Annotated in this window: 10 protein-coding genes; 2 read left to right on the plus strand and 8 right to left on the minus strand. The window is 72.4% G+C overall.

The window, feature by feature from the left end:
• The 8 genes from ACFV4G_RS24080 to ACFV4G_RS24115 form a co-directional block, all read right to left on the minus strand.
• On the minus strand, window positions 1–575 hold a 575-nt coding region (locus tag ACFV4G_RS24080), incomplete at its 3' end, for a hypothetical protein (RefSeq protein WP_380443655.1).
• Entirely contained in the window at window positions 568–2,283 is a 1,716-nt protein-coding gene (locus tag ACFV4G_RS24085) for a type IV secretory system conjugative DNA transfer family protein (RefSeq protein ID WP_380443657.1), read from the minus strand. The genes ACFV4G_RS24080 and ACFV4G_RS24085, both read right to left, overlap by 8 nt.
• Window position 2,284: 1 nt before the next feature.
• Window positions 2,285–3,844 (minus strand): type VI secretion protein, encoded by a 1,560-nt coding sequence (locus ACFV4G_RS24090; RefSeq protein ID WP_380443659.1) that lies wholly within the window; start codon window positions 3,842–3,844, stop codon window positions 2,285–2,287.
• Complete coding sequence (locus ACFV4G_RS24095; protein WP_380443661.1) at window positions 3,844–5,376, minus strand: SCO6880 family protein; 1,533 nt, start codon at window positions 5,374–5,376, stop codon at window positions 3,844–3,846. The genes ACFV4G_RS24090 and ACFV4G_RS24095 overlap by 1 nt, the downstream gene beginning before the upstream one ends.
• A 4-nt stretch (window positions 5,377–5,380) precedes the next feature.
• Entirely contained in the window at window positions 5,381–7,414 is a 2,034-nt protein-coding gene (locus tag ACFV4G_RS24100) for a hypothetical protein (protein ID WP_380443663.1), read from the minus strand.
• Window positions 7,407–8,192, minus strand: coding sequence for a hypothetical protein (locus ACFV4G_RS24105; protein ID WP_380443665.1), 786 nt, complete (start codon window positions 8,190–8,192; stop codon window positions 7,407–7,409). Before ACFV4G_RS24105 ends, ACFV4G_RS24100 begins: the two co-directional genes overlap by 8 nt.
• The gene (locus ACFV4G_RS24110) at window positions 8,192–8,557 is read right to left on the minus strand and encodes a hypothetical protein (protein ID WP_380443667.1); all 366 of its coding nucleotides are present in this window, start codon (window positions 8,555–8,557) and stop codon (window positions 8,192–8,194) included. Before ACFV4G_RS24110 ends, ACFV4G_RS24105 begins: the two co-directional genes overlap by 1 nt.
• Complete coding sequence (locus tag ACFV4G_RS24115) at window positions 8,554–9,441, minus strand: hypothetical protein (RefSeq protein WP_380443669.1); 888 nt, start codon at window positions 9,439–9,441, stop codon at window positions 8,554–8,556. The genes ACFV4G_RS24110 and ACFV4G_RS24115 overlap by 4 nt, the downstream gene beginning before the upstream one ends.
• A gap of 428 nt (window positions 9,442–9,869) precedes the next feature.
• On the opposite strand from ACFV4G_RS24115, the gene ACFV4G_RS24120 reads away from it, so the two are divergent.
• Together ACFV4G_RS24120 and ACFV4G_RS24125 are read left to right on the plus strand one after the other, a co-directional pair.
• Window positions 9,870–10,949: an NlpC/P60 family protein gene (locus ACFV4G_RS24120; RefSeq protein WP_380443671.1), complete on the plus strand. Its 1,080-nt coding sequence runs from the start codon at window positions 9,870–9,872 to the stop codon at window positions 10,947–10,949.
• A 13-nt stretch (window positions 10,950–10,962) separates the two neighbouring features.
• The gene (locus tag ACFV4G_RS24125) at window positions 10,963–11,481 is read left to right on the plus strand and encodes a hypothetical protein (protein ID WP_380443673.1); all 519 of its coding nucleotides are present in this window, start codon (window positions 10,963–10,965) and stop codon (window positions 11,479–11,481) included.
• Window positions 11,482–12,163 lie beyond the last annotated feature (682 nt).

The following is a 12,163-nucleotide window of genomic DNA, read 5'->3' on the forward strand; positions in this document are numbered from 1 at the left end:
GGGCCGCCCCCCCGGCCCCCCCCCCCCCCGGCCCCGCGGGGGGGGGGCGGGCGCAATTGGGGGTCCTCACAGCCCGGCCCGCCGCCCGGCGTCGCCGCCTGCGCGGCGTCCGCGGCGGCGAGCCGGTTGGCCTCGACCTCGGCCGGGTGGGACGGCGCGGCGGCGATCCGGGGCGGGTCGTCGTCGAGCCAGTCGGACAGCGCTTCGCCCGTGGGCTTCTTCCTGGGCGGCGGTTCCTGGTGGCCGTCCTCGCACGTCGGGGCGGCGAGGTACGGGGTGACGGAGTGCAGCTCCTTGATCCACGCGAGTTCGCCGAAGGTGCCCGTCCGGGCGGGGTCGCCGCAGTAGGTGCGGACCCAGCCGAGGTAGAGGCCCGTCAGGATCTCCAGGACGGGCTCGTGGCCGTCCCGGTACCAGCAGCGCGGGATCTTCCGGTGCAGGTGGTGGTGGGTGATCAGCCAGTCCACCCACGGGGCGAGTTCGACGAGGCGCTGCTGCCGGTCGGCGGGCGTCATCGCCGACCACACCCACCGCCTCGGCGGGGTGCCGGTGATTCCGGCGGTGAGGTCATGCATCGGTGGCCTCCAGGGCCTGGTGCGGGACCGCGTCCGCCCGCGGCGCGGCCGGCCGGGCCAGCCACGCCTTGACGTCCGGGTCGCGCCAGGTCAGGCGCATGCGCACGCGGATCGGCGGCCGGTTGAAGTACAGCGCGATCGCGGTGTGTTCGGGGATCTCGCGCAGTTGGTGGACGGGCAGCAGGTCCGACTCGACGACGTTGGTCGAGGTGGAGTCGCGGCCGGTGCCGGTGGTGTGGCTGGTCCTCTCCACGAGTTCCCGGCCGAACAGGAACGACATGTAGCGCATCGTCTCGTCGTCGGCCATGCCGGGCAGCAGCAGCCGCAGCGTGCTCGCCGAGATGATGGTCTTGGCGCCTTCACGGCCCATCCGGCCGGCGAGCTGCGAGTAGTCGTGCCAGATGCTCAGCACGGTGATGCCCATGCCGCGGCCGGTGGTGAGCACGTTGGGCAGCTTCGGGTAGCGCAGGAAGTTGCCGGCCTCGTCGACGAACAGGCCGAGCGAGCGGTCGGGGTGGCGGCCGAGCTTCTCGTAGCGGTCCTCGGCGGCGTGGAGGACCGCGGCGATCAGCGAGGTGAAGTAGGGCGCGAAGCGGTCGGCCTGCGAGGGCGCCGCGATCAGCACGAGCGTGCCGTTGCGTTCCAGCAGTTCCTCGGCGCTGAAGTCGGTCCGCTCGGCGGCCTCGCGGATGCCCGTGCTGCGGTACGTCGCCGCGAGGACGTTCAGGGTGAACTGGACGGAGCCCTTGCCGTCGTCGTGCAGCGTCGTCCAGGGCTGCGCGTAGTCGAGCGCCGCCTCCGGGTGGTCCTCCTCCAGGATCGCGCGGACGTGGTCGACCGCCGCCTCGCCCTGGGTGAGCCAGCGCCGGAACGACTTGATGCCGCCCTTGGACGCCCGGGAGGCCAGCAGCAGTCCGGCCACGATGGCACGGGCCTGGATCAGCCACGGCTCCGCCTTCGGGTCGTACGTCTTCTGGCTCGCGTCGGCCATCCACTCGGCCATGCGCTCGGCGGCCTCGTCGTCGACGGCGTAGTCCACCGGCGACCAGTGCGCGGTCAGCCACGGCCCGGCGGGCAGCCCCGCCGGGGCGATCACCCAGACCGGGCCGATGTGGCTGCGGGCGGCGTAGATCTCCTCCAGGTCCGAGGCCTTGGTGGTCGTCACCAGTGCCGGGCCCTGCCACTCGGCCGCGTTCGGGGCGAGCAGGCCGGAGGTCTTCGCGGAGCCGGGCGGGCCGAACGCGATGGCGCTCGCGCTGCGTTCGATGACGCCGACGATCTTCCGGGTCTCCCGGCCGCGCCCCGCGGTGATGCGGTCCGGGCGTTCGGCCGGGGCGTCGGGCAGGGCCATCTCCTTCTCGATCTTGGCACCGCCCCAGGTCGCACCGCCCGCCAGCGAACGACGACGGCGACGGCCGAGGCGCCGCACGACCACCCCGGCGAGGACGGCCAGCAGCACGACCAGCAGGCCGAAGACCGTATAGAAGAGCCAGGCGGGCGGGGCCGGCCGGTAGACGGAGGCCGGCCCCTGCGCGACGGACAGCAGCAGCGTCTCGGGCACGGACGCGGTCATCTCCGGCAGACCGCCCCCGGACAGCAGCCCCGCCAGGGCACCGGCCGCGAGCGACACCGCGCCCAGCGAGACGACCGCTCCGGCGGCGAGCCCGAACAGGAACGTGCCGTCGTCCACCCGGTTGTCGGAGGCCACCTCAGATCACCATCTTCTCGTCGGTCTCGAACAACTCCCGCTCGGTGCGCGACAGCAGGAGCTGTACGGCGTGCGAGCCACCGCCCCGCCCGACCTTCCACAGCGCCCGTCCGCGCTGCCCGGCGCCCCAGGAGCCGATCAGGTCGCACTCGGCGTCGGTGAGGCCGATCGCCTCGCGGGTGAGGTTCAGCGGCTTGGTGTCCTGGGCGAGCTGGATCCGGGTCTCGCAGCTGGCGATCAGGTCCTTGGCGATGGCGACGGCCTCGGAGCCGGCCGCGCCGACCGCCTCGAAATCGCTCAACCGGTGCGTCGCGAGCAACTGGATGGTGCCGGTCGCACGGCTCAGCCGCAGGTCGGCGTCGATCTTGCGGACCATCGACGACCCGCCCGACTGCATCTGCCGCCACAGCTCGTCGCGCACGATGATCCACGGGCGGCCCGGACGGTCGATGGCGCTCTGCGCCCACGAGGAGACGCAGGTCAGCACCATGGCGACGACCTCGTCGCCGTACTGCTGGAGGGCGGAGATGTCCACGCTCTGGATGGGCGCGTCCCAGTCCAGGGAAACGGACGTCTTCTCGTCAAACAGGCCGCCGAGGTGCCCGGAGATCATCGAGCCGAGAGCGGAGCGGATGCTCGCCATCTGCTCGCGTGCCGTCTGGACGTCGTCGCCGCGCACGCGCAGCTCCCGGGCCATGGCCTCGGTCGGGTCCTTGAGCACCTGGTAGACCGCCGGGAGGGTCGGGGTGTCGAGGCGGGTGTGCCCGGCGCCGGCCAGCGCGCCGGTGACCTCGCGCACGGCGACGTCCAGGCACTCCTCCTCCTGCGGCTGGAGCACCCGCTTCAACTGGAGCTCCAGCAGCGCCTTGCAGAGGGTGAGGCGGCGGCGGTGGATCTCGGTGAGCCGGGCCTGGAGCTCGGCGTCGTCCTTGATCAGGTGGAGGTCCTGGCCCAGCGGGCCGGCGTCCAGCGGATTGAGCCGGCCGGACAGCCCGGGGCCCAGCCGCACCGGCTCGGTGCCCAGGTGGCGGCAGAGCGCCGCGTACTCGCCCTTGACGTCCCCGGCGATGAGCGTGCGGTGCCCGAACGCCATCAGGCGGAAGCACAGCGCCTTGACGTGGGCGCTCTTCCCGCTGCCGGGGATGCCGGTGAGGATCACGTTCGGGTTGGTGGCCAGCCCCTCCTGCACCCACACGCTCGGATGCGCGGAGAACGCCTGCATCGTGAGCGTGTTGAACCCGATGTACGCGCCGACCGGCGGCAGCGACGCCGCGTGCAGGAACGGGTAGATGCCGGACGCCCGGCCGGTGTCCGCACGGAACACCTCGGCCTTCGCGTGCGAGGCCGCCCGGCCCGCGAACGGCTGGTGCCAGCCCTTCTTCGGCGCGATCCGCATGGCCGTCGCCGGGTCCTCCAGCAGCCGGGCCCGCCGCAACTCGCGGGCGGTGGGCTGCCGCTGCGTCGGCGCTTGGTCGTCCGGCTCGAACAGATCGGCCACGCGGGTCGATTCGAGGACGGTGTCGCGTCCGTCCCGGCGGCGCGTGAACGGGAACCCCGCCATCAGATCGCCACCCTTCGCGGCGGCAGCCCCATGCCGAGCGGCAGCGCGGCGGCGGCGAACGCGTCGTCCATCGCGCCCCAGCAGCGCCGCAGTTCCAGACCGGCGTCACTCGCGTCCGCCTGCAGCTCGGCGCAGGCCGTCTCCAGCTCCTCCGGGTCCGTGACGGTGACCGCGATCAGCGCCACCATCCGCACCACGCCCTGACCGGACGCACGCGCGATGTCCTGCGCCCGCGCGATCTCCGACTCGCGGCGCTCGTCCTCCGACTCCGCCCGGCCCGTCTTCGCCCGCAGCGCCCGCGCGGACTGCCTCCGCGTCTTCTCCCGGCTCAGCTCCTTGCGCGCACGGGCAGGGCCGATCGGCTCGTAGACCAGCGACATCGACCGCCGCGCGTTCGTCCTCGGCCGCAGCAACGGCTGCAGGAACGTCGCGTACACCTCGGACTGCGGGAAGTTCCGCACCTGGTACGTGACCGTCCACGCCCCGTCGTGCCGGTACATGCCCCACGTGTACTCCGCCGCCGCCGGCCCGGCCAGCGCCGGATCCACACCGGGAGCCGTGCCCGCGTACGACGCGTCGTCGGACGCCGCCGAACGGACCGCCAGCATCTGCTGCGCCTCCGGGTCGTACGCGGTGCGGATCACGGCCGCCACCCGGCGCGGGTCGAGGAGCTCGACCACCTGGAGGCCCGCGCTGCTCAGCGACCCGTGCATGGCGTGGAACTCCCGCACCAGCACCGCGGCTGCGCCGACCTGTCCACCACCGGCACCGCGCACCGCCAGCCGCGCACGGACCGACGACAGCGTGACCGACAGGTACGTCTCACGGATCGTCGCCGCCGGACCCGCCGAGACCATCAGCTCGCCGAGGGCCTGGACGGCGGCGGCCGGGGCGTCGGCGGCGGTGTGCCGGTTCGTCCAGGACCGCAGCGCCTCACCGTCGTCCGGCAGGCTGCGCTGGTGCACCTGGATGCGGACGATCGAGCCGTCCTCCTTGCACTGGCTGCGCAGGAAGGCCGCCCACTGACGGACCCGGGCGTTCTGCCGGGCGGTGTCGACCAGGGCCAGGCCCGGGAAGGTGACGCGGGCGACGAGGGTGTAGGTGTTGTCGATCGGGTTGTGGACGATGCCGAGCGTGCCGCCCTGGCCGTCCGGTGCGGTCAGGATGCGCAGGCGCGCGAGCACGCCGGGCAGGTCCATCGGCTGGTTGCCTTCCTTGTCGGCGGGGGCGAACACCCCGCTGTAGAACACGTTCCGCTTGGTGGCGACGGCGAGCTGGTACCGGACCGCCAGCAGCACCCACTCCTCGGCGGCCAGGCCCATCACACGGCCGTAAGCCAGGAGGAGCAGCAGGCCGGCGAGCGGGAGCGCCACGAAGGCGGCCGTCCAGCTGTGCTGGTAGATCGGGATCAGGGCGACGACCGAGGCGGCGGCCATCAGGGCGAAGCCCACGCCGGACAACTCGCCGATGAAGCCGGACTTCTCCCGCTGCCAGCCGGTGTAGGTGTCCGGCTCACTGTGGGTCAGGGACACGGGATCAGTCCCCCTTCGGCTTCGGCAGCGGCGTGGTGGGCGGTGGTGGGGCGGACTCCGTCGGCGCGGCCGGACGGACGGGGCCGGTGGTGAGCCGCACGGTGCCCGTACTCGTGGGCGGTGACGTGTCGACGAGCGTCGGCGGCGAGGCGTCGACCAGGGTCGGCGTCGTTCCTGCGGACTCGGCCGGCTGCGGCACCTCTGCCTCGCCCGTACCTTGCGGAGCCGGGCCCTGCGTCTCTTCAGTGGCGCCGGCGTCGGCGCTGCCGCCATCCGGATGCGCCGCCGCTGCCGTGCCGCCGCCCTTGCGGGGCGGGACCACGGAGGCGTGGCCGTTGCCGGGGGCACCCAGTCCGGCGTTCGCGGCGGTGTTCGCCGCCGCGCCCTCCAGCGTGCTCGCGCCGGCGGCGGCGAGCTGCAGGCCGAGGCCGATCCCGGTGCCGATTCCGCTGCCCATGCCGGAGAGGAACTTGCGGGAACGGCTGTTGGAACCGCTGCCCGAGGCCGAGGCGCTGTCCTCCTCCAGGGCCTTGGTGAACCCGGACCCGCCGCCGACCGCACCGGCTCCGGCCACACCGGCGGCCCCGCCGGCGAAACCGCCGAACGCGGCACCCATGGTGGACCCCACGGAGGAGATCATCCCGGCGGCCACGCTGTTGCCGCCGCCGGCCTCCACCATCGTCAGGAACCGCGCCAGCACCGGCCAGGCGACCGCGGCGAGGAGGAAGACGATCAGGCCGACGATCACGTTCCGGATGCCGCTGGCGGTGCCCATCGCCTCGAACCCGATACCGAAGCACACCACGATCGCCAGCTTCGCGAGCGCCATCGCGGTGAAGGCCCGCCGGGCCTTGGGCCACCACTCCTGGGTCTCGTCGGACAACTGCCCGGCGACCGCCACGGGCATGGCGACCATCAGCACCATGATCCCGGCCTGACGCATCAGCACCTCGATCCACAGCGCGCCGACCACCAGGATCGCCAGGATCCCGAGGACGATGACCACGCCCACGGCCTGACTCAGCACGCCTTCCCCGGTCACCAGGCTCGCGCCCACGGACTGTGCGCCGCCGGCCGTCACCAGACCGGCGAACATGCCGGCCAGCTTCGTCTTCATGACCGTCGCCGCGTCCTGGTGCTCGGGGCCGACCTGGGTGAACGACTGGTCGATGATCCAGATCGACACCTGGTCGATCCACCGCAGGATGATCTGCGCCGATCCCGCGTACACCCCGAGTACCAGCGCGTACTTGCCCAGTCCCTTCAGCACGGTCGCCAGCGGCGCACCCTGTTGGCTCACCGCGACCTTGCCGAACTGGATCAGCATCAGGAACGTGGCGATCACGACCGACAGGACCGTCATGATCCCGGTCATGTGGCTGATCCCGGTCCCGCCCAGGTTGATCGTGGAGGCGTCGTTGAAGGCGTCGGCGAACTGCTGGAGGAGCCAGACCGTGCCCTCGCCGATGTAGCCCGCGATCTCCCGCATCGCGTCGGCGGCCAGCTTGCTGATCTTGCCGGCCACCCAGTCCCCCAGGCCGCCGGACGGTATCAGAAGGTCCGCGTTTTTCACGTTGCAGTCCTGGAAGTTCATGCCCCCTTCGATGCACTTCCCCATGGCGTCGACGTACTTCTGATAGCCCGCGATGCCGTGGTCCGTCGTGGCTTCCCAGTCCTTGAGCTTGTCGAGCTCACGCTGCTTGCGTGCTGCGGTGATGTTCGGGTCGTCGCAGGCCTTCTTCCGCTCGTCCGCGTTCCCGCTCTCCTCGCACTTGTCGTAGAGGTCGGGCTTCTTGTAGGGCCTGCAGTTGTCGGCCTCGGGCATCATGCACCAGTGGTTGTCCTTGTCGACGCCGATGCTGCTGTCGCTTCGGTCGTTCCACTGCGAGAGCCATTCCTTCGACGGGCTGTCGGGCGGACCGTTCGGGGCATGGACGGTCGGGCTGTCGGCCAACGCGGCAGGCGCGGCCAGCGCTCCCACGGACATGAGCGCGGCGAGCAGGACGGTCAGCAGGCGGAGGAGCCCGCGGTCAGTCACGGATCACCACCAGCCAGCCGTCCTTGAGGGACGTCGGCGAGTCGGGGTTGTAGGGCGCCGGGGTGAAACGCTTGGCGACCCACTTCGGATCCGTGGTGATCTTCCAGTCACCGTCCTCCCAGATCAGGACGACATCGGTCAGCTGGTTCTTGAGAGGGCTGTCGTCCGAGGCGGCCTTGGGCAGGGTGGCCGTGCGGCTGTAGTGCATCCAGACGTTGATCACCAGGCCGTCGTCGTCGAGCGCCCAGGCCTGCGCGGCGTCCACATTGGTGCTGATCGTCATGCCGGCCGGGGTGCCCCCCGAGGACGGCAGGCCGACCGTCTCACGAAGCTTGCGCACCTCGCTGACGGCCTTGTCGATGCTCGCCTCGCTACCCTTGGCCGTGGTGACGGCGAGCTGACGACGAACCATGTCGTCGTCCAGCACGCTCAGTTCGTCGAGGTGGTAGACCGCAGCCGACATCGCACCGAAGCCGAAGCGCGGAAATCCGATCGAGGCGCCGTCCTTCTGTCCGGTCGGCTTGTTCAGATGAACCGGTTTGGCCGTGTTCGGGGTCAGCGTCTTGGTCGCCGACGGGCTCGCCGACGTGGCGGGCCCGGTGCTCGCCGTGGCGGTCGGAACCACGGTCGGGGAGGCGGCCGGCTTGCCGTCCTTCCCGTCGTCGGACATGCCGCGGACGACGGCGACGCCGCCCACCGCGATGACGGCGCCGGCCACCACGCCGATCCCGATCAGCCGAAGGCGCGCCCTGCGCGCCGCGCGGTCGTGGCGGTCCATCAGGCGGCCGCCATCTTGTAGGCGGCGAAGATGAGCCCACTGGTGCAGGCGATGCCGATACCCGAGATCAGGCTCATGACGATGGCCTTCTTGCCGCGGGCCGCCATGCCGCCGCGCTCGGAGTTCTCGCCGATGGCGACGGCCGCCCAGCCCAGCAGCCCGCCGAGGACGGCGAGCGCCAGGCCGCCGCCGGCGACCCAGCCGAGGATCGTGCCGGTCGGGCTCTTCACGTTCTCCGGCAGCGTCGGCTTGAAGTCCGGGATCGGGTTCTCGATCGACGTCGGCTCGGGCGACGGTCCGGCGGCGAGGATGTGCGAATGCGGGTCGGACATCAGCGTGTTCAGGACGTGGAGGGTCTGGCTCACGGCAGCAGGACTCTTTCTACGGGTTGAACGGATTGGATCTGAAGAGGGGCCGCCGCCGGTTGGGTGGCGGGCGGCAGCGGGTCGCCCCAACTGGTGTGGGCGGAGCCGAGCACGGCCCGGGCGAGCTGGTCGGCGGCCTGGAGCGACCCGGAGCCCAGCCGGGCGGCGTCCCGCAGGCCCCTGGCGCGGATGTCCGGGTCGAACGGGACCCGGACGACGGCCGCGACGCGGGGCGCCAGCATGGTCTCCCCCGCACGGACGGGCGCGGGGGTTCGGCCGTCACCGGTGGACACGAGGGCGACGACCATGCGGTCGAGGGGCAGCCCGTCGGCCGAGGCGGCCGTCAGCGCGGTCTGCAGGGCGGCCATGCCGGAGGCGGTGGCCGCCGCGCACAGGACGGGAACGCTCACCGGAAGCGCGCACCAGGCGGCGGTCAGGCCGGAGCTGCCGGCGGCGCGGGAGGCGACGATGTCGTGCGCGACCGGGTGTGCGGTGTCCGCGATCACGGCCTGCCAGCCGCCGATGGCGGCCAGCTGGTGCCACGCGGCGGGTGCCTCGGGCAGGGCCAGCGGTGGAGCGCTCCAGTCCTGGTGATCGGTCAGCACGTGCCAGCCGGCCCCGGCCGGGGCCGGAAAGCGAGTTGCCGCCGCCAGGACATGACGCCTGCTCAGTGGTGCGTCGGGCGGGACGGACGCGAGCCCGGTCCCGGGTTCCGTCGCCCACGTGGGCCACGGCGAGGCCAAACGCGGCGCGAGGTCCAGGACGACGCCGGCCGCCGCCTGGGCGAGCCCGACGCCCAGCAAACCCGCGACCGTCGACCGTCCGCTGCCGCCGACGGCCGCCAGGACGGGCACCACGACCCGTCCGTGGGGGGCGATCACCACGGACGGGACAGCTTTCCTTGCCAACACTCCCCCGAATATTGCTAGCGGACAGTCACGCTCCGGTCAGGCTTCCCGAGCGAGCCGTGGCTGTCATGAGTACGGGTACTCATGACAGGCCTCTCCCCCGCCCCTTGGATGGGGCACAGGCCCGGTAACACCCCCGTCACCGTCCGTCTCGGCCCCGCAGTCTAATGTCGGAGCCGAACGTTTGTCGCACGCGCTCGGTTCCTGATCATCGGTCACACCTGTGACAATGCCGAAACCGTGAGCGGCCCGGCACCCGAACCGGCGGGACGCCCCCGAACAGGGACGATGCCCTGCGGTGGATGTCGCAGTCGGGTGTGAGAATGGCGCGTCCGCTTGCACGAAGGGGGTTGTCTGCGGGCAATCGGCGTTGTCCGGAGGGGTTCTGACCGAGGGGGGTCTGAGTGCAGGTCAAATCTTGGCTGGTGTTGGCGGTCGCGGCCGTCGGCCTGAGTCCGCTGGCTCTTGGAGTCGGACTGGTCATGGTCGTCGCCGTCGCCGCCGACGACGAGAAGGGCAGCGGTGGCGGTGTGGCCCCGGTGGTGTCGGTGGCCACTCTTCGCACCGGACCCGGTGGTGTGCCGGAGCAGTACGCGGAGTTCGTCAAACAGGCCGCAGCCGCTTGCGACCAGGGGTTGAGCGCGGGCGTCCTGGCCGCACAGATCAACGCCGAGTCCGCGTTCGATCCGCGCGCCAACTCCGGACAGGCCCAGGGGATCGCCCAGTTCACCCCGGAGACGTGGGCGAGCTGGGGCAACGGCGGCAGCGTCTGGGAACCGAAGGACGCGATCGCCGCCCAGGGCCGCTTCATGTGCAGCCTCCTGAAGACCGCCAAGCAGCACCCGGACTACAACGGCAGCGCCATCGAACTCGCGCTGGCCGGCTACAACGCCGGATGGGGCCGCGTCGACCAGTACAAGGGCGTGCCCCCCGCGTCGTTCGCACAGGGCCAGACCTACGACTACGTGAAGAAGATCATGGCGGACGTCCGGAAGTACACGCAGTCCGAGGACACCGTGCCCGTTCAGCTCCCCGCCGACTACCAGCTGCCCGCCGACACCCCGCAGGCGGTCAGGACCGCCGTGGCGTGGGCCCTCGCCCAGCGCGGCGGCTGGTACCAGTGGGGCGGCGACTGCACGAACCCGTTCGGCGACAACACCCAGGGCCGGTGCGACTGCTCCAGCCTGATGCAGCAGGCCTACGCACACGCCGGCGTCACCCTGCCCCGGACGACGTTCGAGCAGGTCAAGACCGGCACCCGGGTGTCGCCGGACGACGTCAAACCGGGCGACCTGGTCTTCAACGCCGGCTCGGACGGCTCGGACGACTCCCCGGGCCACGTCGGCATGTACGTGGGCAACGGCTGGATCGTCGAGGCCCCGCGCACCGGCGTCCAGACCCGCACCGTCGCCTACAGCGGCTGGCGCAACAGCACATCGGCACTCACGCGGATCACCCACGTCGTCCGCGTGGTGCAGTGGTAGGACAGGAGAAACGTTGCTTCACGAGGACCAACCGGCCCACCCCTGGGGGACGGTGACACCCGCGTTCTGGGCCGCACCGGAGCCGGCCGGCCTGCCCGCGGTCACACCCGACTTCGCGGACCGCTTCGCCGAGTTGACCGGGCTGCTCGACCGGACGTCGGACACCGACGTCCTGGCGGCCGTGGCCGCCAAGGCGGGTGTGCTCGACCAGGACGTCACCGCGGCACTCGGACCGACCGACCCCAACGTCGCGAACGTCCGCGAACTCCGCGGCCTGATCGCGCGCCGCCAGGGCCGTCGCACGGAGGCCGCCCGCTGGCACCTCCACACCGCGGGCCTGCACATCGCCACCGGCGGCGTGGGCTCGCCACGGGCCAGGGCGAGCGCCAAGCACGCGCTGTCGGACTGGCGGGAGATCCCCGACCCGGCCGAACGCACCGCCGTCGGCCACGAGATCCTGCCCGTGCTCGCCGCCGTGGCCGGAACCGACGCACCGCCCACGTGGGAGGTCAAGGCGTACCTGACCGGGTAGGGCACCGACGGCGGGCCTCGCAACTCCCGTGCTGAAAGAGAAACGCCGGCCCCGGCGGTCCCGATGGATCGTTCGCCGAGTCCCCCGGAAACACATCTCGCCCGGCCCCGCGCACCGGACGGGCTAGCCGGGCTCGCGAAGCCCGGCGGGGCTGCGAAAACTGGCCGCGTGTCCTCCACCACGATCACGCCGATCTCCTCCCACGAGTTGGACCTCCTCCGTGCGCTGCGGGCCCGGGCCGCGGGCGGCGGGCTGTCGGCCGAGGCCGTGGTCCTGGCGCAGGGGCGGCTCCAGGAACCGTGCGGCTGGCCGGCGGGTTTGCCGCGGCGCAGTGACGGCGGGGACTGCTTCCGCAACGCGTGGCGGATCGCGCTGAAGCCGGCCGGGTTGGTGTACGTGGAGGGGTTCGTCCTCGGTGCGGGCGGGGTGGTGACGCGGCGCGCCTGGTGTGCGGACGAGGAGGGGCGGGCGCTGGATCCGACGTGGCGGGACGGGCGGGCGCTGGCGTACGTGGGGGTCGGGATGGCCGCGGAGTGGGTCGCGGCGGTCCAGCAGCGCACGTGTACGCGGACGCGGTTCCCGGGGGGGGGGGGGACCCCCCGCGGGCGCCCCCGACCGGGCGCCGCACGCCCCCGGCCCCGGCCCCCGCGGGGACCAACCCCGCCGGGGGCGCCCCGCCCCC

This window comes from Kitasatospora sp. NPDC059747, assembly GCF_042732955.1.
Classification (GTDB): Bacteria; Actinomycetota; Actinomycetes; order Streptomycetales; family Streptomycetaceae; genus Kitasatospora.

Bases quoted from the DNA above. Each gene is read 5' to 3' on its own strand.
- ACFV4G_RS24090 (WP_380443659.1), bottom strand. From the start codon at position 3,844: ATGGCGGGGTTCCCGTTCACGCGCCGCCGGGACGGACGCGACACCGTC.
- ACFV4G_RS24105 (WP_380443665.1), bottom strand. From the start codon at position 8,192: ATGGACCGCCACGACCGCGCGGCGCGCAGGGCGCGCCTTCGGCTGATC.